We start from the raw sequence: 22497 nt of genomic DNA on the forward strand, positions 1-22497 counted from the left end.
TGCCGGCCAGCGGCCGGCACTACCAGGATTGTTGATTCATGCTTGAACAGACGCTCGATCACCTGCAGGCCCTGGTGTCCTTCGACACCCGCAACCCGCCGCGTGCGATCACCACCGGTGGCATCTTCGATTACCTGCGCGCGAACCTGCCCGGCTTCAACGTCGAGGTGATCGACCACGGCGCGGGTGCGGTCAGCCTGTACGCCGTGCGCGGGACGCCGAAGTACCTGTTCAACGTGCATCTGGACACTGTGCCCGACTCGCCGCACTGGACTGCCGACCCGCACGTGATGCGGCGCCTGGACGACCGCGTGGTCGGCCTTGGCGTGTGTGACATCAAGGGCGCTGCCGCTGCGCTGGTGGCGGCGGCCAACGCCAGCGAGGGCGATGCCGCGTTCCTGTTCTCCAGCGACGAGGAAGCCAACGACCCGCGCTGCATCGCTGCGTTCCTGGCCCGTGGCCTGCCCTATGAAGCGGTGCTGGTGGCCGAGCCGACCATGAGCGAGGCGGTGCTGGCGCACCGTGGCATCAGCTCGGTGCTGATGCAGTTTGCCGGCCGCGCCGGCCATGCCTCGGGCAAGCAGGATGCGGCCGCAAGTGCACTGCACCAGGCCATGCGCTGGGGCAACCGCGCGCTGGACCATGTGGAATCGCTGGCCTCGGCCCGCTTCGGCGGGCTGACCGGCCTGCGCTTCAACATCGGCCGTGTCGAGGGCGGGATCAAGGCCAACATGATTGCGCCGGCCGCTGAAGTGCGGTTCGGTTTCCGTCCGCTGCCGTCGATGGATATCGACGGCCTGCTGGCGACCTTTGCCGGCTTCGCCGAACCGGAAGCCGCACTGTTCACCGAAACCTTCCGTGGCCCCAGCCTGCCGGCCGGTGACATCGCCGAGGCCGAGAACCGCCGCCTGCTGGCACGCGACGTGGCCGATGCGCTGGAACTGCCGATCGGCAACGCGGTGGACTTCTGGACCGAGGCCTCGCTGTTCTCCGCCGCCGGTTACACCACCCTGGTGTTTGGCCCGGGCGACATCGCCCAGGCCCACACCGCCGATGAGTTCGTGACGCTGGACCAGCTGCAGCGCTACACCGACGCCGTGCACCGCATCATCGCCGCCGGCGCCTGATTCTTCCCTTTCCGACGAAACCGAAATGTCTCCTGCCCTCCAGCCTCACCGCCAGACCCGCCAGACCATCGTGCGCCTGCTTTCCAGCATGGCCAGCGCGAAGGAGATCAGCCAGTACCTCAAGCGCTTTTCGCAGCTGGATGCCAAGCGCTTCGCCGTGGTCAAGGTCGGCGGCGCGGTGCTGCGCGATGATCTCGACGCGCTGACCTCCTCGCTGTCGTTCCTGCAGGAAGTCGGGCTGACCCCGATCGTGCTGCACGGCGCTGGCCCGCAGCTGGATGCCGAGCTGTCTGCCGCCGGCATCGAGAAGCAGACCGTCAACGGTCTGCGCGTGACCTCGCCGGAAGCGCTGGCGATCGTGCGCCGGGTGTTCCAGCAGTCCAATCTGCGCCTGGTCGAAGCTCTTCAACAGAACGGCGCGCGCGCCACCTCGATCACCGGTGGCGTGTTCGAGGCCGAATACCTGGACGTGGACACCTACGGCCTGGTCGGCGAGGTGAAGAAGGTCAACCTGGCGCCGATCGAAGCCAGCCTGCGTGCCGGCTCGATTCCGGTCATCACCAGCCTGGGCGAGACCGCCGGTGGCCAGATCCTCAACGTGAATGCCGATTTCGCCGCCAACGAGCTGGTGCAGGAGCTGCAGCCGTACAAGATCATCTTCCTGACCGGTACCGGTGGCCTGCTGGACGAGGCCGGCAACGTGATCGATTCGATCAACCTGTCCACCGAGTACGACCACCTGATCGCGCAGCCGTGGATCCACGGTGGCATGAAGGTGAAGATCGAACAGATCAAGGATCTGCTCGATCGCCTGCCGCTGGAGTCGTCGGTGTCGATCACCCGTCCGGCCGACTTGGCCAAGGAACTGTTCACCCACAAGGGCTCGGGCACGCTGGTGCGCAAGGGCGAGAAGGTGCTGCGCGCCACCGCATGGGAGCAACTGGACCTGCCGCGCCTGAAGCAGCTGATCGAATCCAGCTTCGGCCGCACCCTGGTGCCGGACTATTTCGAGAAGACCCGGCTGCTGCGCGCCTACGTCAGCGAGAACTACCGTACTGCGGTCATCCTCACCGATGAAGCCGAAGGCGTGTACCTGGACAAGTTCGCCGTGCTGGACGATGCGCAGGGCGAAGGCCTGGGCCGCGCGGTCTGGAACGTGATGCTGGAAGAAACGCCGCAGCTGTTCTGGCGCTCGCGCCACGGCAATCCGATCAACCACTTCTACTACGCTGAGTCCGACGGCTGCTACAAGCAGGATCACTGGAAGGTGTTCTGGTTCGGCGCCGACGGCATCGACCGCATCAAGACCTATGTCGATCACTGCGCCCAGCGCACCCCGAGCCTGCAGGGCTGAGCGATGAGCAACCCGGCCGCCTGGAACACCGTCCCCACACTGCGCGGGCAGCACGTGCTGCTGCAGCCGCTGCAGCTTGAACACGTCCCCGGCCTGCGTGCCGCTCTGGAAGGCAGCGGCCTAGACCAGCTCTGGTATACCCAGGTGCCGTCGCCGGAGCAGGCCGAGGCCTATGTGCAGGCCGCGCTGCAGGCGCAGGCCGAAGGCAAGGGGCTGCCGTTCGTGATCCGCGATGCCGCCGGTGACATCATCGGCAGCACCCGTTTCTACGACATGGACGCCAGCGTGCCCAGGCTCAGTCTCGGCTACACCTGGTACACGCCGCGCGCGCAGCGCACCGGCGCCAATACCGAAGCCAAGCTGTTGCTGCTGCAGCACGCCTTCGAAGTGCTGGGCTGCATCAGCGTGGTGCTGGAAACCAGCTGGTTCAACACCACCTCGCGCACCGCCATCGCCCGCCTCGGCGCCAAGCAGGATGGCGTGCTGCGCAACCACAAGCGGCATGCCGATGGCACGCCGCGCGATACCGTCATCTTCTCCATCATCGACGCGGAATGGCAGGGCGTGAAGCGCCACCTGCAGTACCGCCTGGACCGTCACGCATGAACGATTCGACTTTCACCCTGGGCATCGTCGGTGCCCGCGGCCATACCGGCGCCGAGCTGATCAAGCTGGTGGCCGCACACCCGCGCCTGAAACTGGCCTTCGTGTCCTCGCGCGAGCGCGCCGGGCAGCGCCTGTCGGACCATCACCCGGAGTTCCAGGGCGATCTGCAGTACGAGAGCCTGGATGCTGACGCGGTGGCCGCCAAGGGCGTGGACGCGGTGATCCTGGCCCTGCCCAATGGCCTGGCCGCACCGTTCGTGGCTGCGCTGGAAGCGGCCAGGCCGGAGACCGTCATCGTCGATCTCTCGGCCGATTACCGCTTCGACAACAGCTGGTACTACGGTCTGCCGGAGCTGACCCGCAACCGCTACAACGGCCAGAAACACATCAGCAACCCGGGTTGCTATGCCACCGCGATGCAGCTGGCGGTGCATCCGCTGCTGGACCTGCTGGCCGGCCCGCCGCAGTGCTTCGGTGTCTCCGGTTACTCCGGTGCTGGTACCACGCCGTCGGACAAGAACAACGTCGAGCTGCTGGCCGACAACCTGATGCCGTATGCACTGACCAATCACGTGCACGAGCGCGAGGTGTCGGTGCAGCTGGGCGTGGCCGTCGAGTTCATGCCGCACGTCGCGCCGCATTTCCGTGGCATCACGCTCACCGCCAACCTGTGGCTGAACAGCGTGCAGACCCGCGAGCAGATCGTCGAGCGCTTCCAGCAGGCCTATGCGGGCGAGCCGCTGATCGATGTGGTGGATGAAGCGCCGTGGGTCAGCCGTATTGCCGGTCGTCACGGCGCCCAGGTCGGTGGCTTCACCCTGGCCCCGGGCGGCAAGCGGGTGGTCGTGGTTGCGACCCTGGACAACCTGCTGAAGGGCGCGGCTACCCAGGCCATGCAGAACCTCAACCTCGCGCTGGGCATCGACGAACTGACGTCGATCCCGCACTGAACACGCATTCCGGAGCCCCCCATGGCAGACCTTCTTTGGCAGAAGCCCGGCGTCGCCGTCGACGCCCAGATCCAGACCTTCCTCGCCGGCGACGACGTGATCCTCGACCGCGAGTTCTTCCTGCACGACATCGCCGCCAGCGCCGCGCACGCGCAGGGCCTGCAGCACATCGGCATCCTCAGCGCCGACGAGCTGGCCGGCCTGCTGCGCGAGCTGGAGGTGCTGGCGCAGGACTTCCGCGACGGCCGTTTCGTGCTGGACACGCAGTACGAAGATGGCCATTCGGCGATCGAAGCGCGGCTGACCGAGCGCCTTGGCGACGCCGGCCGCAAGATCCACACCGGCCGCAGCCGCAATGACCAGATCCTGGTCGCCACCCGCCTGTGGCTGAAGGAGAAGCTGCAGCGCGTGGCCCAGCTCAGCGCCGAAGTGGCCAAGGTCGCGCTGGACCGTGCCCAGGCCGAGAAGGATCTGCCGATCCCCGGCTACACCCACATCCAGCGTGCCGTGGTGTCCTCGGCCGGCATGTGGTGGGCCGGCTGGGCCGAGGCCTTCATCGACAACGCCACCCGTGCCCGCGACACGCATGCGCTGGTGGATGCCAATCCACTCGGCACCGCTGCCGGCTACGGCGTGAACCTGCCGCTGGACCGTGAACACACCACCGCCGCGCTCGGTTTTGCGCGCATGCAGATCTCGCCGATCTACGCGCAGCTGTCGCGCGGCAAGTTCGAACTGGCCGCGCTGGAAGCGCTGGGCGGCGCCACGCTGGACCTGCGCCGCATCGCCTGGGACCTGTCGCTGTTCACCAGCGCCGAATTCGGCTTCGTCGCATTGCCGGCGCAGTACACCACCGGCAGTTCGATCATGCCCAACAAGCGCAATCCGGACGTGATCGAGCTGATGCGCGCGACCCACGCCAGCGTCGCCGCCGCGCGTACCGAGATCGAGCAGCTTCTGTCGCTGCCGTCGGGCTATCACCGCGACCTGCAGTCGTCCAAGGGCGCCATCTTCCATGGCTTCGGCCGCGGCCTGTCCGCGCTGGAACTGCTGCCGGCGCTGCTGGCCAACCTGGAATGGCGCGACGACAAGGTTCGCGCGGCGATCGACTCGGGCATGTACGCCACCGACGTTGCCGTGGAAGCGGCGGTGGCCGGCGTGCCGTTCCGCGATGCCTACAAGGCCGCGGCGGCAGGCGCCGACAGTGCAGGGCAGGGCCGTACGCCGGAAGGCAGCCTGGCCGCACGCGTGTCGCCGGGCTCGGCCGCCGACCTGCGCCTGGATGAGCTGCGCGCGCGCTGGCAGGCGCTGGCCTGATGGCAGGCACCGTCTACCTGGTGCTGGCCATGCGCCGGCCCGACTTCAACGCCGAGGCAGTGCAGCCGCACCGTGACTTCCTCGATGCGTTGCAGGCGCAGGGCAAGCTGCAGCTGACCGGCGGCTTCGCCGATGGCAGCGGTGGCGCCTATGTGCTGTGCAATGTCGAGAGCCTGGCGCAGGCGCAGGCCATCGTCGCCACCGATCCGCTGGTGACGATGCAGGCCTCCGACCTGACCGTGCACGAATGGACTACCCGCTGAGGCCCTGACCGATGACCCTGCACGCCGCCGCTGTCGCCTCGCCGTTCCCACAACAGGCGTTGCCGCCCTGGCGGCGCGCGGTGCTGAAGGTCGGCAGCAGCCTGCTGGCCGCCGATGGCGGCGGCCTGTCGCCACGCCACGCGCTGGGTCTTGCCCAGTTCGTCTCGGCCAATGTGCAGGCCGGGCGCGAGGTGGTGATCGTGTCGTCCGGCGCGGTTGCGGCGGGGCGCGCGATCCTGCCGCGGGCCGATGAACCCGGTGCGGCGATGGCAGCCCGGCAGGCTCTGGCCGCGCTTGGCCAGGCCCAGCTGATCGGGCTCTGGCAGCGCTTCTTCGAACGCCCGGTGGCGCAGGTGCTGCTGACCCACGACGACCTGCGCAACCGCCGTCGCTACCTCAACGCACGTGCCACGCTCAGCGAACTGCTGCGGCTGGGTGCGCTGCCAGTGGTCAACGAGAACGACACCGTATCGGTGGACGAACTCAAGCTCGGGGACAACGACAACCTGGCTGCCACGGTCGCCGCGCTGGTCGATGCCGATGCACTGTTCATCGCCACCGACATCGATGGCCTGTACAGCGCCGACCCGCGCACGGCCGCCGACGCACGGCCGCTGCACGACGTGCCCGAACTGGATGAGGCCGTGCTGGCCATGGCTGGTGGCGCCGGTTCGCGTGCCGGCACCGGTGGCATGCGCACCAAGCTGGAGGCAGCGGCGAAAGCCGGGCGGCTCGGCATCGAGACCTACCTGTTCAATGGCCGCAGCGGTGACGTGGTGCGTGCACTGGCGCAGGATCGCCTGTATGGCACCCGCATCCACGCCGCGCGCAGCCGCGAGGCGGCCCGCAAGCACTGGTTGAGGCATGCGCCGCTGGCCGAGGGCGCGATCATCATCGATGCCGGTGCGGCACAGGCGATGCGCGAGAAGGGCGCTTCGCTGCTGCCCGGTGGCATCACCGGTGCAGAGGGCGCGTTCCGTCGCGGCGACATGGTGCAGGTGTGCTGGAACGCCCCGCAGGGCCGCGTCTGCGTCGCCCGCGGCGTCAGCCAGTACGCGGCCGACGATGTGCGCAGGATCGCCGGTCGCCATTCGCGCGACATCCAGGCCCTGCTCGGCTACAACTACGGCGGCAGCGTTGTTCACCGCGACGACCTGGTGCTGCCATGACCGGATTGAAGGACACCCCGATGAGCGGAATCGAAACGCAGGCGCGCGCCTGCCGTGACGCAGCCCTGGTTGTTGCCGGCCTCGATAGTGCGGCGCGCCGTTCCCTGCTGCTGGCGATGGCCCAGGCACTGGAAGTGAATGCCGGGCTGATCCTGGCCGGTAACGCGCGCGACCTTGCCGCTGCGCGCGGGAAGGGCGTGGGCACTGCCATGCTCGATCGCCTGGCATTGGACCCGCCGCGCCTGTTCGCGATGGCCGAAGCCGTGCGCGAAGTGGCCGGGCTGCCGGACCCGGTCGGCCAGGTGACCCGCGACGACGTGCGCCCGAACGGCATCCGCGTGCAGAAGGTGCGGGTGCCGCTGGGCGTGATCGCGATGATCTACGAGGCACGCCCGAACGTGACCGCCGAAGCCGCCGCCCTGTGCCTGAAGGCCGGCAATGGCGTGATCCTGCGCGGCGGTTCCGAGGCGATCCATTCCAACACCGCGATCGCCCACGCGCTGGCCGGTGCCTTGCAGGCCAACGGCGTACCGGCGGCGGCGGTGACCGTGCTGACCGACCTGCGCCGCGAAGCGATGCTGGAACTGCTGCAGCTGCATGAGCTGATCGACCTGGCCATTCCGCGTGGCGGCGAAGGCCTGATCCGTTTCGTCGCCGAGCATGCGCGGGTGCCGGTGATCAAGCACTACAAGGGCGTCTGCCATCTGTTCGTGGACGCCAGTGCCGACCTGGACACGGCCATCGATCTGCTGGTGGATGGCAAGTGCAGCCGCCCGGCCGCCTGCAATTCACTGGAGACGCTGCTGGTGCACGGCGACGTGGCCGATGCATTCCTGCCGCGCGTGGCACGGGCGCTGGGCGAGCGCGGTGTGCAACTGCGTGCGGATGAGCGTGCCCAGCCGCAGTTGCCGGGCAGCCGCGCCGCCACCGACGAGGATTACGCCGCCGAGTTCCTCGACCTGGTGCTGGCGGTACGCGTGGTCGACGATCTTGATGCGGCCATCGCGCATATCCGTGCTTACACCTCCGACCACACCGAAGTGATTGCCACCGAAGACGGTGGCAATGCCGAGCGCTTCGTCAATGCGCTGCGCTCGGCGGTGGTGATGGTCAATGCTTCCTCGCGCTTTTCCGACGGCGGCCAGCTCGGCCTGGGCAGCGAAATCGGCATTTCCACCACGCGCCTGCATGCCTATGGCCCGATGGGCCTGGAAGCGCTCACCGTCGAGCGTTTCGTCTTGCGCGGCGAAGGGCAGACGCGCAAGTAGATCCACGCCATGCGTGGATGCTCTTCGCGGTAGACCCCGGTGCCGACCAAGGTCGGTACCCACCGGGGAGAACGCCGATCAAGGTCGGCACCCACCGGGGAGAACGCCGATCAAGGTCGGCACCCACCGGAGAGAACGCCGACCAAGGTCGGCATCTACCAAGGCAGGTGCCCCCCAGGTCGGCGCCTGACGGGCAGCGGGGCTACACCACCTCGCGGCGGATGCCGACCGGCCGTGCATGCTCATCCATGTGCAGCGTGGCGGCCTTGCATCCCATCAGGCGTTCGGCCAGGCCGGTGCTGGCGCCCAGATCCGCCGCGACCTCGTTGAGGCTGGCCAGCGGGCGTGGCAGGCGCCGGTCGTGGCCGCGGAAGCGTGCACGGTTGTACTCGGCCCAGCCGATCAGCAGCACGCTGGCGCACAGCAGCATCAGCGGCAACGCCACCAGCACGTACGGATCGAGCTGGTTCTGCCGCTCATACAGCTGCTGCCACGCCAGCTGGCCGCCAATCAGCCACGACAGCAGCGTCACCAGCGGCGCCCACAGGTAGAAGTAGAAGCCCCAGAATGCCAGGGTGACGAAGCCCCAGGCCGTGCGCTGGAAGCGCGGCTGGCGGTGCGGCTTGCGGATCGTCCGCGAGTCGAAGCGGTTGGAAGGGCGTTGTGCGTTCATCGGATTCCCCGGTCAGGGCTGGTCCAGGTGGCGCGCTTGCGGCGACGGCGCAGCAGCGTCTTCGGCAGCGCCACCAGGGTGGTGGAAAGGCTGATCAGCCAGTACGCCATCGGGTACCAGATGACCCAGAAATAGTTGCGTCCAATCTGTGTTTCGTAGCGCCGGTCGATGATCAGGCTGCTGGCGAACTGCAGCAGGCAGACCAGCGCCAGGATCACGCCATGCCATTCCGGCAACAGGCTGACGATGTGCAGCTGCGGCGGCAGCTCGATGAACTTTCCCAATGCCCACAGCAGCACGATGAACAGCATGGTGTAGGCCCACACCACGCTCAGCACATACTCCAGCAGCACCCCCCACATGCGCCGTTCCTTCCAGTGCAGCAGCGACCGCGCATGCCGCAGCATCACTTCCACGCCGCCCTGCGCCCAGCGCAGCCGCTGCCGCCACAGGCCCTTCAATGTTTCCGGCATCAGGATGAAGCACAGCGCGTTGGGCTCGTAGCGGATGTCCCAGTGCGCGCGTTGCAGGCGCCAGCTGATGTCGATGTCCTCGGTGACCATGTCATCCGACCACCAGCCGACCTGGTGCAGGGCGGTACGGCGGAAGCCGGCGATCACCCCTGAGATGGTGAAGATGCGCCCGTACACGCGCTGCGCGCGCTTGATCATGCCGATGATCGATGAGAATTCGGCCACCTGCAGGCGACCGAGCAGGGTCGAACGGTTGCGGATGCGAGGATTGCCGGTCACTGCACCGACCCGGCTGCCACTGGCAAGGTGCCAGACCATCCAGTGCAACGCGTTCTCTTCCAGCATCGCGTCGCCGTCGATGCACACCAGGTACTCCGAGCGCGCCGCCAGCGCCCCCATGCGCAGCGCATTGGCCTTGCCCAGGTTGCGGTCCAGGTGCAGCACGCGCAGCCGTGGGTGCCGGGCCGCCAGAGCGTCCAGGCGAATGCCGGTGTCGTCGCTGCTGCCATCGTCGATGGCGATCACCTCATAGTCGGCCGGATAACGCTGTGCAAGCGCCGCGCCGAGCGTGTCGTCCAGGTTCTCCGATTCGTTGTGGCAGGGGATCAGCAGGGTCGCGAACGGAGGATCGACCATCAACGGTGGATCGTTGCGCGCGCGTGAGTGGCGCTCGCGCCGGAAGTAGTAGTAGAGCCCGCCGGACATCCAGAAGAACGCCATCACCATCGGGTAATAGAAGGCAAACTGGAACAGGATCAGCAGCATGGGATGCATGTCCATGTCACTTCTCCGGGTACGGGAAGTTGCCGGCGGACATCGCCGCACGGGCATCGTGGGTGGAGGGCTGGTCGGCGATGAAGTCGTCCGGGTACCAGGCGAAGTGGTGCACGCCCTGCGCCTGCAGCTGGCGGATCTGCGCGCGCAGGGGCTCGGCGGGAATCGGCTGGCCGCTGTTCCAGTCGACGGTCTGCAGCTCGAACAGGGTGTGCTGCAGCTGGGGGTCGTGGCTGCGTACGGCGGCCAGCAGCTGGTCCAGCCAGCGCTCCGGGTGCTTGCTGCCTTCCATCCACGGCATCGCCATCAGCGCGGTCTGGTCGTAGGCCTTGTTGAACAGGTCCAGGCGTTGCGCGAACCAGGCTTCGCTCTGCTGGCGCAGTACGGGCTCGGCATACAGGTTGCGTACCGTTGCCAGCTTAGGTCGCCAGCGCTGGGCGCTGTCACGCAGGGCCAGGGTGAAGTCGATCAGCGCCTGGGTGCGCGCGCTGCCGCCGTCGCCGGAGGACAGTGCGGGCAGTTCGGTGTCGCGCAGGTAGCCATCGTCGTGGAACAGCAGGCCTTCAAAGTACGAGTTGACCGCCAGGTCCTCGTAGATGTCGAGCATGATCTGGCGCGCTTTTGGATTGGTGAAATCCAACCGGTACATGCCGTCGGCATCGCCGTTGCGGATTGCCAGTGCCTTGCGCAGCACCGGATCGGGTAGCTCGAAGCCGAGCACCGGCAGCCACGCGTAGACCTTCACCCCGGCGCGCGATTTCAGCTGCCACGCGACGCGGCTGAACAGGTCCGCGCGCATCGGCATGTGGCGGTTGGGGAAGTACAGCGCATCGGCGGTGTTGTTGCCGTCCGGGTCGGCGAACGCCTGCAGGTAGACGTGGGTCGGCGCGATGCGCTTGACCCGCTCGATCAGTGCATCGAGATTGCGCGCCTGCTGTGCAGGATCGGGGTCATACACATCGTCCAGGTCGATCTGCAGCGCGCGGATGCCATCGAGCGCGACGTCGCGGCGCAGTTCGTAGGCCAGGCCCTCCACGGTCGGGTTGTCACTGACCAGGAAGCGTGCCAGCCCGTGCAGGTCGCTGGCCACCGGTGTGCTGCGGCCTTTCAGATCGAATGAAACCGGCATGCCCAGCTGCTCGGCGATGTCGTTGCTCAGCTGGTTGTAGGCGGCATACGGCCAGACAATGGCCCGTGGGCGTACGCCCAGGTGCTGTTCGATGCGCTGCACGCTGCGCGAGAGGTCGGCACGCAGGCGTTGTTCGTACTGGGCTGCGCTTTCGTAGCTGTGGGTGGCCGGGCTGTAGACGCGGGTCACCACCGCCGGCGTGGAGTTGCCCTGCGGATTGGCGAGCACGCCGTGATGCAGGTCATCGGTGTGGCTGGCCACTTCGATCAGGCCACTGTCATGCATCTGTTTCAGCTGTGCCCAGGTGACGAAGTCGTCACGCCCGAACGGGCGGTAGCCATAGTCGATGGTGCGCCCCGGCGCCATGTCCACGTAGTCGGTGATCACCGCCACCAGCGCCGGATAGCGGTAGGCCTGGAGCAGGGGGAAGGCCTTGTCATAGACACTGCGCAGGCCGTCGTCGAAGGTCAGCAGCACCGGCTTGGGTGGCAGCGTGGCGCGGCCCTGCGAGGCCTCGATCACCTGCGACAGCGAGACCGGGTGGTAACCGTGCGCGCCCAGCCAGTCCAGGTGCGCGGCGAAGTTCTGCGTACTCACCGCATAGGTATCGGCATCGCCCTTGGCGGCCACCTGGTCGCGGATGTCGTGGTAGCTGAGGATCAGCAGGCCGTTGTCGATCGCATCGAGATGCAGGGCCCGCTGGGCGAAGGCTGGCGGTGCAACGGCCAGCAACAGCAGCACGATCAGTCGCAGGATGCGGGCCATGTCAGTCTCCCCAGCGCAGTGCAGCTTCGAAGCCGATATGACGCTCGCGATGGCCGTCGTAGACCGGTCGCGACCAGCGCACGCCGTATTCGAATACGCGTCCCGGACCCAGCTGCCATTCGTGCATGTAGGACACCGACGGCACCAGCGCACTGCCGAAGCCATCCTGCCAGTAGTCGCCCAGCGAGACCGTCAGCCGGTGCCGGAAATGGCGCTCGTAGTGACGCCACAGCTGCTGGTCGATACGCAGGCCGATCTCGACCATGCGGTCGCGCTTCGGGTTGAAATAAGGCGCGTCGTCGCGGCTGCCGCGACTGGCGTACGCGCTTGCCAGGCCATCGACCAGCCAGCGCGGACGCGTCAGCAGCCGTTGTTCGAGGCCGGTACTGACCAGTTCGCGATGGTTGCCATCGTCGTAGCGGAAGCGGCTGGCGCCGAACATCCAGTGGGTCAGCTCGCTTCGACGGTAGTCCACCTGCGCGCTCATGCTGTCGGCAGTGATACCGGCCACGCGGGCCTGCATCGAGGCTTCCGGATCATTGCGCGCGGCTACCAGCCCGGCGTGCCAGTAATCATTGAACTGCCAGCCGACGCCTACGCGCAGGCCGGTGTCGCCGATGTGGTCGTTGGCGCGCAGTGCCGCGGCTTCCGCATCCAGCCGGCCGAAGCGGTAGCGCACGCCAGCCCCCAGCCAGAGCGGGTCGATGCGCTGGTCCTGGAAGTCGATCGAGCGGCGGTCGGCGAAGGCGAACAACCGCCAGCGGTCATCCAGCATCGGCGATTCGACTTCAACGCCGTAATGGCGATCGTTGTTGCCCAGTGGCGACGTGCCGCCGCCGCCCGAGCTGCGGCCGATGTCGGTCCATGCCTTCAGCTGCCAGCCGCGATGCGCGCGCCACGCCTGGTCCATGCGCTCGACCGCGGGTTGGGTGGGATAGCGCGCGATCAGATCGTCGTGCAGCGGCCGTGCCAGGTCATCACGCTGCAGGGCGACGTAGGCTTCTTCCATGCCCAGGCGGGCTTCGATGTCACGCGGGTCCAGCGCATGCGCCATCTGCTGCCGCTGCAGCGCCTGGCGTGGCCAGCCGCGCATCATGTACACGCTGCCCAGCGCACTCTGCAGCCCACCGTTGCCGGGTGCGATGTCGACCATCGATTCCAGGTCGTGCTGTGCGGTGCGCAGATCGCCACTGTAGGCGCGCACCATCGCCAGGTTCAGGTCGGCCTCGTAGCGTGACCAGTTCGGGTACGGTGATTTGCCATTGCTCCAGCGCCATGCCGGCTCCTTGTCGCGCCAGGCCTGCAGCAGGTCGATGGCCTTTTCCTGCTGTTCGCTTTCCAGGTAGGCATAGGCCAGCTCCGAATGCGAGGCGTCGCGGGTCGGGTCGCCTGCCACCGCCGCCTGCAGCACCGGAATGGCTTCCTGCGGATGCAGGGTACCCATCAGCGAATCACCCACGGCGGGAAGCACGTAGTCGGGCAGGGTGTGGCCTTCGGCCTGCAGCGCCCGTGCTTCTTCGCGCACCTGCGCATGGCGGCCCAGGCGGTTGAGCAGGATCAGCCGGTCCATGCGGATGCGCAGCGGCGCCTGCGCCGGCGGCGTGCCTTCGCCCCCCAGATAGCGCTGCATGCGGGCCAGGGTTGATTCGGCCTCCTCCAGCCGGCTGTCTTCGCTGCTGCTGTAGGCCAGGCTCCAGACCACCAGCTTGGCCAGGTAATCCCCTTCCAGGCGCTGCTTCTGGGCAGCGTCGAACAGCTGCGGGCGCTGCTGGTAGAGCTCCCAGGCCCGCCACGCGTTGCCGATGTCGCCCAGGGTCAGTACGCGCAGCTTGAACAGCAGATCGTCGTTGGGCTGCTGCTGGCTGGCGCGTTCGATCGCACCCAGCGCATCCAGCCAGCGGGCCTGGTCGCGGTAGCGGCCGATCTCGGCCAGCGCCGCCTCGCGGTCAGGCGGGGCAGCGCTGCCGGCCCAGGCCAGCGCGGTGCAGGCAAGGCCGACGCAGAGCGCCAGCCGGCGGTGGACAACCATTGGGGACCCCCTTGGCTTCCGAACCAGACAACCATGAAAACTGTGACGCACATCACATGCCAGCTTTTGGCGTGGCCGTGGCCCGCGTCACTCCCTTCGTGCATGCCGCCCTGCAAGGGCGGGTACAACCCGGACAGCGACCTGCAATGTCTTGTCTGAAACGAAAGTCCCCCGCACACCGAGTGGTGGCCCGGGCGGCGGTGCCGCCCCCATGCCCGATGCCGGCACGCGGCAAGGATGGGCATTCGTGGGCACTATCCGCCGGGAATTGTCAGTCCGGCGTCAAAATGGGCGTGAAGGCTGCGCGCCTGTGGTCGGGGCCGGCAGGCGGCCCCGCAGCATCACCAGAGGTCTTCCAGTTTGCGCGGCTTGCAGGCCACCCAGGACGCACACAGCATCAGGGTGGCGCAGCCGAACAGGAAGCTGAACGGGAGGGTCCAGCCGTCGCTGACGGTGTGCAGCCAACCGACCAGGAAGGGCCCCAGGCAGCTGAAGCTGTAGCCCACGCCCTGCATGAAGCCGGAAAGCGCCGCCGAACCAGTGGGGGTGCGAGTGCGCAGATTGATCAGGGTCAGCGCCAGCGGGAAGGTGGATGGGCCGACGCCCAGCAGGCAGGCCCACAGCAGCGGGGCCTTCATCGGCGCCAGCAGCAGGCCGGTGAAGGCGATCACGAACGAGAAGAAGCCGATCAGCACCAGCGGGAACGGGTTCTGCAGGCGCACCGCCATCGACGGAATCACCAGCGAGGGCAGCAGGCCCAGGGCCGAGAACACCGCCACCATCACGCCACCGAAGGCGGGCGTGCCACCGGCCTCGACCACGATGCGCGGCAGCCAGGTGAACATCGAATAGGTCATCAGCGAGGTCATGCCGAACATCAGCGTCATGCTCCAGCCCAGCGAGGTGCGCCAGACCTTGCCATGCGGCTGCGCGGTCGGATCAGTGGCATCGGCCTGCGGCTTCGGTGCGCGCGTGGCCAGCACCAGCCACGGCAGCGCGGCGGCCAGCGCCAGCAGGGCCCACATGCCCAGCGACACCCGCCAGCCCGCGGCGTTGGCCACCGGCACCGCCAGCAGCGCCGGCAGCATCGTGCCCAGCTGCAGCACGCTGATGTAGAGCGTGCTCATGGTGCCGACCTTGTTGGCGAAGTAGCGCTTCACCAGCGGCGGCACCACCACGTTGCCGATGCCCATGCCGGCCAGTGCCACCACCGAACCGAGCAGCAGCGTGCCGACATTGCCGGCGCTGGAGCGCAGCAGCAGGCCGGCCATCGCCATCACCATCGCCAGCAGCGTGGTGCGCTCCAGGCCCAGGCGTCGCGCCAGTGCAGGCGTGGCCACGCCGAACAGGGCGAACGAGGCGGTCGGCAGCATGCCCAGCACGCCGGTCATGGTGGTGCCGAAGCCGAACTGCTGGCCGAGCACGTCCAGCAGCGGCGTGATCGAGGTGACGGCGGTGCGCAGGTTGATCGCGGCCAGCAGGATCGCGGCGAACGCGAGGACGCGACCGTGCAGCAGCGACGGCGAATCGGAAGGGGAGGAACTCATCGGTGGTCCTTGCAGGTGTCGCATGCCGTGTCTTGGCGTGCAGCGCCGCACCGGGCTGTGCCGGCGCGGTGGGTGGGGGAAGGCCCATTGTACGTGGCTGGCGGGGTGAGGTCCCGTCGGCGCGATCTGTCGCGTTCTGCATAGCCGGGTGAGGGCGGCCAGTGCACCATGGATATGCGCCGTGATCCAGCCAACCCCTTGCGTTGCGGGCCATTGCGCGCGTTTGGCCGCGGCATGCACGCCGTGATGGACGCCGCAATGAAGTGCAGGGGGTGTGGGGCGTTGTTAGGTTCGGGCCACATCCATGGGCGAAGGATTGCAGGGTGGCAAGGACGTTGATTGTGGTGGGTGATGCAACCACGGGCGGTGGCAGGGTCATCTGCGGATCGCCGGTTACCGACATCGAGGGCATGCCGGTTGCGCGGGTGGGCGACAAGGCCACCTGCCCCAAGCACCAGCGCGTGGCCACCATCGTCAGTGGCGACATCACGCTGACGTTTGAAGGCCAGCCCGTCGCACGCCATGGCGACAGGCTCTCGTGCGGCTGCTCGCTGATTGCCGGCAAGCAATCCCGCGTCTATGTGGACATGGGCGGGGGAGGTGGCGGGGCTGACGGTGTCTGGCCCGCCGCTGCTGCCTCGGATCTGGCCCCGTTGCCCGTAGCGCTGCAGGCTGCCAAGGAGCCTGTGTGTGAGGAATGCCTGCTGGCCGCTTCTCGCTCCGGCGCACCGTTCCTGGGGCGCTGAATGAATCGATACGTGATTGTCGACGCAGCGGCGTACGCCGACACGCCCAAGGCGCTGGCCTGGTACGCCCAGGACCTGCCGCACCGGTCCCTGTTGGCGCGCCAGCCCGAGGCTGCGCACGCATCCGTCGGCCCGTGGCTGCTGCAGTTGCCCGCGCAGTCCCACACCCAGGTGGATGGATGGTTGCGGGCGCTGGAACTGGACAAGCCCGTCGTGGCCTGGCTGCGCAGTGAAGCCGGCTTTGAAGCCGTGTTCCAGCACCTGGAGGCCTGCCTGGACCTGCGCCGCCCCAACGGCACGCTGGCACTGCTGCGCTACTGGGATGGCCGCGTGTTCCTGCGCTTGCAGCGGGCCTTCACGCTGCAGCAGCGCAGGCAGCTGATGGGCCCGCTGCGGCAGTGGCGCTTCCAGATGCTGGGCCAGCACTACGCCCTGGAACGTGACGCGTTGTATGCAGCGGAGATCGGTTGATGTTTGAGATCAGCGAGGAACAGGAGGCCCTGCTGCGCCTGCCTGACCCTTCCACTTTTTTCCCGTTGTTGTGCCGGGAGATTCGCGAGGAGTACCTCGGCAGCGTCGGTCATCTGAGCGATGGCGCATTGATGGATGAGGTGGTGCGAAGCCATGACCATGCAGCCTATGTGCTGCGCATCACCCATCTGCCGGTGCTGGTGCGCTGGGTGAAGGCGGACGTGGCATGGGCGCGCGGTTTGCGGGCCGTCCCGGCAGCGGACATGTGGATGCGCAGCGCAGAGAACCCGAATCTGGCAGCGGCGGATCTGCTGTCGAATCTGGCAGGTCACTAGGAGCAACAATGGGCACCAGAATCATCGGCCCGCGGCCCTGGCTTGGGCCCGGCATGGGAGCCGGTAATGGCGGCGTGGATGAAGACGGCAACCCGGTGGACCCCTATGGCGGGCCGACCACCGGTGACGTGGCCGATGGCATTCGCGATGTGGTGGGCGATATCCAGCAGCGGGTGCGTGGCGAAGCCAAGCCGGATGCGCGCGCTGAGCCGACGGCCAAGGCGCGGGAGGTGGACTGCTCGCAGATGCCCGACGAGACCGCGTGCAACGAGTGCCTGCTGAAGGAAGGGTTCATTGGTCCACCCCGCACTGGGCGCTATGTCACCCGGCGCAATCTGATCAACTACGAGTACCAGCTGTACATCGCCAACCTGCGCTCGGCACCGCTGCGCTTTGGATTCATGGTGGCGGACAAGGCCGATCCGGCGCGGACGTTCTTCTCAGTGGATACGTTGTTTGACTATCTGCACCGGAAGGGCTTCTCCCGTACGGTGCAGGAGTGGCACTTCAACGCCTGTGAGTTTGATGGGTTCTGGTTGAAGGACTGCACGGTGGTGGAGGCTAAGGGGAGGTATGACCAGTTTCTGGATGAGAACGGAAAGGCGAAATACAAATTTGTGCGGCCCGGGGTCTTCGAGCCGCTAGGGTTGCAGATGACTCGACAGCGTTCCGCTATCGCGATCGCTGAGCCACAGGGAAAGCTCCTGTGGTTTTTCATGCAGCAAAAGACGATGGCAGCGGCCATGCAAATGGGCAACTTGGATCCTTCTCTCTGCAGATATGAACCCTTTCCTGGAGGTGGTGCATGATTCTTGGAGTGGAAACGAAACTCTGGACAGCGCCTGTTTCAAAAACACCGGACGAGCTGCTGCGCATCGCTTTGAATTTGACCGCGCTGCTGGCCGAGGTTCACCCGCTGATGAACCGATGGTACGCGCTGCCTTCAAGTAGTAAGGAGGATTCAATTCCGCTGGATGACGAGAATGGTATCTTGGCGCAAATGGCGCAGAAGATTCAAAAAAATCGAAAGCGTTTTGGTGACTTCGAAGAGCTTGGCGCTTCTGTCATGCTGTCCAATGTTGACAATGACCGTGATTGGAAAAAGCCGGGGGTAGTGGTGCTCGGCTTGAATCCGACAACCGGTTTCAATTTCCTCAGCGTGGATGGAATTGACCCATTTGGAGCGTCACTCCCGTCCCTATTGCGCAATGCACTGACGGAAATGGTGAAAGTGGTAGACCCATTCTTCGCAGCTACGGATGTCAAGGCACGATCGCCGGACAAAGGTTTGGTGGATTACCAGCTGGACCGGCGGCTCTACCAGCACAGGCGGTTCTTTGGCTGGATGGGCTTCGTGCCCGCGCAGATCGCCCACGCGCAGATACGCGACGCGCATGCCGTCCACCCGGTCGATGGCCTGGGTACGGTGATCGTCTCGGTGCCGGGTGTATTTGACCCCACCGACGACGCGCAGGTGGACAAGGTGCACCGCGTCGAAATGGATCTGGCCAGCTATGACCTGTTGCCGGTGACAGATCCTAACCTCAAGGGCTGAACAGACCATCCATCTGCCGGTGCTGGTGCGCTGGGTGAAGGCGGACGTGGCGTGGGCGCGCGGTTTGCGGGCCGTCCCGGCAGCGGACATGTGGATGCGCAGCGCAAAGAACACGAACCTAGCAGCGGCGGATCTGCTGTCGAATCTGGCAGGACACTAGGAGCAACGATGGGCACCAGAATCATCGGCCCGCGGCCTTGGCTTGGGCCTGGCATGGGAGGCGGTAACGGCAGCGTGGATGAAGACGGCAATCCGGTGGAACCCTATGGCGGGCCGACCACCGGTGACGTGGCCGACGGCATTCGCGATGTAGTGGGCGATATCCAGCAGCGGGTGCGCGGCAAAGCCAAGCCGGATGCGCGCGCTGAGCCGACGGCCAAGGCGCGGGAAGTGGACTGCTCGCAGATGCCCGACGAGACCGCGTGCAACGAGTGCCTGCTGAAGGAAGGGTTCATTGGTCCACCCCGCACTGGGCGCTATGTCACCCGGCGCAATCTGATCAACTACGAGTACCAGCTGTACATCGCCAACCTGCGCTCGGCACCGCTGCGCTTTGGATTCATGGTGGCGGACAAGGCCGATCCGGCGCGGACGTTCTTCTCAGTGGATACGTTGTTTGACTATCTGCACCGGAAGGGCTTCTCCCGTACGGTGCAGGAGTGGCACTTCAACGCCTGTGAGTTTGATGGGTTCTGGTTGAAGGACTGCACGGTGGTGGAGGCGAAGGGGAGGTATGAGCACTTTCTGGATGCCGATAACAATCCGAAGTATCACTTCGTCGAGAAGAGCATCTTTCTTCCTTGGAACGCCCAGATGGCCAGGCAGAAGGCGGCAATATCCATTGCAGGACGTCAGGCAAAACTTTCGTGGTTTTTCATGCAGGCGCGAACAATGGCGGCAGCTACCAGATTTGCAGGGTTGGATCCATTCATCTGCAAGTATCAACCTTATCCGGGAGAAGCGAGTTGATTATCGATGTGCAAGCCTGCCTCAAATCCCGTCCTGTAAGCAGGTCGCCTCTTGAAGTTGCCGAGCTTGTCGACAGTATCGTGGGAGAATTAAGTCCTCTGCATGCGCAGATGAGACAGTGGTACACGATGCCTGGAGGTCCGCGGGAGAAGGTTGTGTCGCTGGAAGAGCGCGACGCCGTTTTGAAGGTGATGGAGACGGATGTTGAGAAAACTCGCAGGGATCTAGGCGATTTCCGGAACCTTGGAGCATCTCTGATGATATCCAATGTGGCAAGAAGCCGTGATTGGAGGAACCCAGGGCTTGTTGTCCTGGATGTAAATCCAATGACGGGCTTTCATCGAATCAGAATGGGTGGGCTTGAGGAATTTGGTAAAGGTTTTCCGGGCCTTATGCTTCAGTCACTCATGATTCTTGTTGAGAAGCTTAATCCTGTATTTGCGAATGTTGATGTTAAGGCGAGGACGCCGGAGACAGGGTTGGTGGACTATCAAATAGACCGCCGCCTGTATCAACACCGGGAATTCTTTGGCTGGATGGGCTTCGTGCCTGCCCAGATCAGCCACGCGCGGATCCGCGACGCGCATGCCGTCCACCCGGTCGATGGCCTGGGTACGGTGATCGTCTCGGTGCCGGGCGTGTTTGATCCCACCGACGACGCGCAGGTGGATAAGGTGCACCGCGTTGAAATGGATCTGGCCAGCTACGATCTGTTGCCGGTGACAGATCCTCACTTAAAGGGCTGAGCACGACCACGGCCAGCCCTGGCCCCACCCGAAGCGCTTCCGTCGCCTATCCATGGAGGAAGCAAATGATCATTCGTGCTCAGGAAAATCTGTGGACAGCCCCCGTCTCACGCTCACCAGATGAGGTGCTGGGCTTGGCTTTGCTAACAACACAGAGCCTCGCACTACTGCACCCATCGCTGAAAAGATGGTATGCACTGCCTTCAAGTCTCAAGGAAGAGTGTATTTCACTCGAGGATTCGAGTGCGCTCCTGGCTCGAATGGAAAAGGATCTTGACAAGGATCGTAGACGTTTCGGTGAGTTTGAAGAGTTGGGTGCTTCCGTGACGCTGGCCAACGTGGACAATGATCGGGACTGGCGCAAGCCGGGATTAGCCGTGTTGGATTTGAACCCAACAACAGGATTCAACTCTTTCAGTCTTGTCAGGCCCGAGCCCTTTGGGGAGGCAACTCCTTCCCTGATGGTCAACGCTTTAATTGGGCTGGTGAAGACAATACGGCCGAATTTCGCGTGCGTTGATGTGAAGTCCAGAACGCCCGAGAAGGGGCTTCTGACCTATCAAATAGACCGGCGCCTGTATCAACACCGGGAATTCTTCGGTTGGATGGGCTTTGTGCCCGCGCAGATCACCCACGCGCAGATCCGCGACGCGCATGCCGTCCATCCGGTTGATGGCCTGGGAACGGTGATCGTCTCGGTGCCGGGTGTGTTTGACCCCGCCGACGACGCGCAGGTGGAGCGCGTTCATCGGCTCGAAAGGGATCTGGCCAGCTACAACCTGTTGCCGGTGACCGATCCTCACTTCAAGGGCTGAGCACAGCCACGACCGGCCCGCACCCACGCGAAGCGCCTCCGCCGCGCGCAGGGTGACGTAATCCGCACGACCCCCATCCTGCCGCGCGGCACAACGGCGCCTGCGGCTTAACACTGCCAAGCCTTTGCGTCCCTAGCTTCTGGACGCCCGCAGACGCTGTGCAACAATGTCGCGAATCGTACGAATTGTTGCAGTGGCGCGTTTGCCCATTGGCACATCGTACGTTGGCGTTTACACCTTCGCATGCCACCGGAAAAGGGTGGCCGGGACTGCAAACCCGAGCTTCAGCGTGTTTTACGCTTGCCAGCCGGCGTCGCTTCACGCGGCGCCGGCTGGCATTCCGTCCGCGTTCCATGGCGGGCGGTGCGTGGGGGTGTGCGCGAGCACATCCGCCCGAACGCTGAAGCCGGGTTTTTGCAGCCACGTATCGCCCGCCGCCCTTGTTCGGCGGCATCACCGTGTTCCTTGCATGGAGAATGCCCATGAAGACGTCTGATTCTTCCTTCCCGCCTACCGGTCACGCGCCGGCCAATGCCGATGTGGCAGGCGAGCCCATCACCTTCGTCGCGCAGTTGTGTGGCATCGACAGCGGGGGCGCATCGGATGGACGGCCCTGGCCCGAACGCCAGCTCAATCCCGGCCGTTGCATGGCCCTGGCCGATGCCGATTGCGCATTGGCCGGGCTGCGCACCGTACATGCCATTCTGCTGGCTGCCGAGCGGGCGCGGCAGGATGGCGGGCCGGACCAGGATGTGGGCGACCACGTGATCGAGGGTCTGATCCAGGCCAGTCGCGCGCTGGCCCTGTATGCCGGCCTTAACGTGCGGCCCTGCTGACTCCGGGCCGTGTGGCGGGGCAGGGCGGCTGCCTTGTCCCGTTGCTGCCATTCACTGGCAGTTGCCGGGGCGCCAGGCACAAAAAAACCCGGAGGACTGTTGTCTTCCAGGCTTCTTGGTGACCACCGAAGTGGTCGGGGAGACAGGATTCGAACCTGCGACCTCTACGTCCCGAACGTAGCGCTCTACCAGACTGAGCTACACCCCGAAGGGAGCCGCCTATTCTAGCGATCTACCCCGATGGCGGCAAGGGGTAAATGCTGTTTTCTTCACACTGCCGAAGCAGTGCCACTTCAGGGAACAAAAAAGCCTGGACGACTTCACCAGGCTTCAATGCGACCACATGAGTGGTCGGGGAGACAGGATTCGAACCTGCGACCTCTACGTCCCGAACGTAGCGCTCTACCAGACTGAGCTACACCCCGAAGGAGCCGCCTAAGATACCGTGTGAAGGCCAAGGCGGCAAGGCTTTTTTACGACTCAGTGACGATTTTCCTTCTCGATACGGTTCTGCTCGCGGGCTTCGAACCACATGCCGTTGAGGATGGCCACCGTCGAGGCGAGGCCGGCACCGAGAATC

At 65.6% G+C, this 22497-nt stretch carries 23 protein-coding genes and 2 tRNA genes; 17 read left to right on the plus strand and 8 right to left on the minus strand.

The window, feature by feature from the left end; translation table 11 throughout:
* The first annotated feature begins 38 nt into the window (after window positions 1-38).
* Genes N7590_RS14430 through N7590_RS14465 form a run of 8 tightly spaced genes read left to right on the plus strand, consistent with a single transcriptional unit; the run spans window position 39 to window position 8054 of the window.
* A complete protein-coding gene (locus tag N7590_RS14430; RefSeq protein WP_164242069.1) occupies window positions 39-1127 on the plus strand; it encodes an acetylornithine deacetylase in 1089 nt (362 codons plus the stop codon).
* Window positions 1128-1152: 25 nt separating this feature from the next.
* On the plus strand, window positions 1153-2481 hold the full coding sequence (locus N7590_RS14435) for an acetylglutamate kinase (protein WP_006457088.1): 1329 nt from the start codon (window positions 1153-1155) through the stop codon (window positions 2479-2481).
* Window positions 2482-2484: 3 nt separating this feature from the next.
* A complete protein-coding gene (locus N7590_RS14440) occupies window positions 2485-3087 on the plus strand; it encodes a GNAT family protein (RefSeq protein WP_053511409.1) in 603 nt (200 codons plus the stop codon).
* Entirely contained in the window at window positions 3084-4037 is a 954-nt protein-coding gene (gene argC / locus N7590_RS14445; RefSeq protein ID WP_053511410.1) for an N-acetyl-gamma-glutamyl-phosphate reductase, read from the plus strand. The genes N7590_RS14440 and argC overlap by 4 nt, the downstream gene beginning before the upstream one ends.
* Window positions 4038-4058: 21 nt before the next feature.
* Window positions 4059-5354, plus strand: coding sequence for an argininosuccinate lyase (gene argH / locus N7590_RS14450; protein ID WP_053511411.1), 1296 nt, complete (start codon window positions 4059-4061; stop codon window positions 5352-5354).
* Window positions 5354-5617 (plus strand): YciI family protein, encoded by a 264-nt coding sequence (locus N7590_RS14455; protein WP_053511412.1) that lies wholly within the window; start codon window positions 5354-5356, stop codon window positions 5615-5617. The genes argH and N7590_RS14455 overlap by 1 nt, the downstream gene beginning before the upstream one ends.
* Before the next feature lie 11 nt (window positions 5618-5628).
* Window positions 5629-6786 carry a glutamate 5-kinase gene (proB, locus tag N7590_RS14460; RefSeq protein ID WP_053511413.1) on the plus strand — a complete coding sequence of 386 codons (1158 nt, stop codon included), beginning with the start codon at window positions 5629-5631 and terminating at the stop codon, window positions 6784-6786.
* On the plus strand, window positions 6783-8054 hold the full coding sequence (locus N7590_RS14465) for a glutamate-5-semialdehyde dehydrogenase (protein WP_164242071.1): 1272 nt from the start codon (window positions 6783-6785) through the stop codon (window positions 8052-8054). Before proB ends, N7590_RS14465 begins: the two co-directional genes overlap by 4 nt.
* A gap of 202 nt (window positions 8055-8256) precedes the next feature.
* Here the strand turns inward: N7590_RS14465 and pgaD are convergent, their stop codons facing one another.
* From pgaD to N7590_RS14490, 5 genes are all read right to left on the minus strand, one after another.
* Complete coding sequence (gene pgaD, locus N7590_RS14470; RefSeq protein ID WP_049458286.1) at window positions 8257-8727, minus strand: poly-beta-1,6-N-acetyl-D-glucosamine biosynthesis protein PgaD; 471 nt, start codon at window positions 8725-8727, stop codon at window positions 8257-8259.
* On the minus strand, window positions 8724-9980 hold the full coding sequence (pgaC, locus tag N7590_RS14475; protein ID WP_164242073.1) for a poly-beta-1,6-N-acetyl-D-glucosamine synthase: 1257 nt from the start codon (window positions 9978-9980) through the stop codon (window positions 8724-8726). Before pgaC ends, pgaD begins: the two co-directional genes overlap by 4 nt.
* 1 nt (window position 9981) lies before the next feature.
* A complete protein-coding gene (gene pgaB / locus N7590_RS14480) occupies window positions 9982-11868 on the minus strand; it encodes a poly-beta-1,6-N-acetyl-D-glucosamine N-deacetylase PgaB (protein WP_279935675.1) in 1887 nt (628 codons plus the stop codon).
* 1 nt (window position 11869) lies between these two features.
* Window positions 11870-13897: a poly-beta-1,6 N-acetyl-D-glucosamine export porin PgaA gene (gene pgaA, locus N7590_RS14485; protein WP_164242077.1), complete on the minus strand. Its 2028-nt coding sequence runs from the start codon at window positions 13895-13897 to the stop codon at window positions 11870-11872.
* A 341-nt stretch (window positions 13898-14238) separates the two neighbouring features.
* Entirely contained in the window at window positions 14239-15444 is a 1206-nt protein-coding gene (locus N7590_RS14490) for an MFS transporter (RefSeq protein ID WP_053511418.1), read from the minus strand.
* A 323-nt stretch (window positions 15445-15767) separates the two neighbouring features.
* On the opposite strand from N7590_RS14490, the gene N7590_RS14495 reads away from it, so the two are divergent.
* From N7590_RS14495 to N7590_RS14535, 9 genes are all read left to right on the plus strand, one after another.
* Window positions 15768-16190: a PAAR domain-containing protein gene (locus N7590_RS14495; protein ID WP_053511419.1), complete on the plus strand. Its 423-nt coding sequence runs from the start codon at window positions 15768-15770 to the stop codon at window positions 16188-16190.
* Window positions 16191-16661 (plus strand): DUF4123 domain-containing protein, encoded by a 471-nt coding sequence (locus tag N7590_RS14500; protein ID WP_164242078.1) that lies wholly within the window; start codon window positions 16191-16193, stop codon window positions 16659-16661.
* On the plus strand, window positions 16661-16996 hold the full coding sequence (locus tag N7590_RS14505; protein WP_164242080.1) for a hypothetical protein: 336 nt from the start codon (window positions 16661-16663) through the stop codon (window positions 16994-16996). The genes N7590_RS14500 and N7590_RS14505 overlap by 1 nt, the downstream gene beginning before the upstream one ends.
* Before the next feature lie 8 nt (window positions 16997-17004).
* The gene (locus tag N7590_RS14510) at window positions 17005-17805 is read left to right on the plus strand and encodes a Tox-REase-5 domain-containing protein (RefSeq protein WP_279935676.1); all 801 of its coding nucleotides are present in this window, start codon (window positions 17005-17007) and stop codon (window positions 17803-17805) included.
* Window positions 17802-18551: an Imm52 family immunity protein gene (locus N7590_RS14515; RefSeq protein ID WP_279935677.1), complete on the plus strand. Its 750-nt coding sequence runs from the start codon at window positions 17802-17804 to the stop codon at window positions 18549-18551. The genes N7590_RS14510 and N7590_RS14515 overlap by 4 nt, the downstream gene beginning before the upstream one ends.
* A gap of 168 nt (window positions 18552-18719) precedes the next feature.
* On the plus strand, window positions 18720-19520 hold the full coding sequence (locus N7590_RS14520; RefSeq protein WP_279935678.1) for a Tox-REase-5 domain-containing protein: 801 nt from the start codon (window positions 18720-18722) through the stop codon (window positions 19518-19520).
* Window positions 19517-20266, plus strand: a complete 750-nt coding sequence (locus N7590_RS14525) for an Imm52 family immunity protein (protein ID WP_164242848.1) — start codon at window positions 19517-19519, stop codon at window positions 20264-20266. The genes N7590_RS14520 and N7590_RS14525 overlap by 4 nt, the downstream gene beginning before the upstream one ends.
* Before the next feature lie 65 nt (window positions 20267-20331).
* Window positions 20332-21081, plus strand: coding sequence for an Imm52 family immunity protein (locus N7590_RS14530; protein ID WP_164242849.1), 750 nt, complete (start codon window positions 20332-20334; stop codon window positions 21079-21081).
* Between the two features lie 482 nt (window positions 21082-21563).
* Window positions 21564-21917 carry a hypothetical protein gene (locus N7590_RS14535; protein WP_164242855.1) on the plus strand — a complete coding sequence of 118 codons (354 nt, stop codon included), beginning with the start codon at window positions 21564-21566 and terminating at the stop codon, window positions 21915-21917.
* Between the two features lie 131 nt (window positions 21918-22048).
* On the opposite strand, the gene N7590_RS14540 is transcribed toward N7590_RS14535, so the two are convergent.
* The 3 genes from N7590_RS14540 to cydX form a co-directional block, all read right to left on the minus strand.
* Window positions 22049-22125 (minus strand) — tRNA-Pro (locus tag N7590_RS14540).
* A 140-nt stretch (window positions 22126-22265) separates the two neighbouring features.
* Window positions 22266-22342, minus strand: a tRNA-Pro gene (locus N7590_RS14545).
* Between the two features lie 55 nt (window positions 22343-22397).
* On the minus strand, window positions 22398-22496 hold the full coding sequence (gene cydX, locus N7590_RS14550) for a cytochrome bd-I oxidase subunit CydX (RefSeq protein ID WP_279935679.1): 99 nt from the start codon (window positions 22494-22496) through the stop codon (window positions 22398-22400).
* Between the last annotated feature and the right edge of the window lies 1 nt (window position 22497).

It is taken from the genome of Stenotrophomonas sp. GD04024, assembly GCF_029837545.1.
GTDB lineage: Bacteria > Pseudomonadota > Gammaproteobacteria > Xanthomonadales > Xanthomonadaceae > Stenotrophomonas > Stenotrophomonas forensis.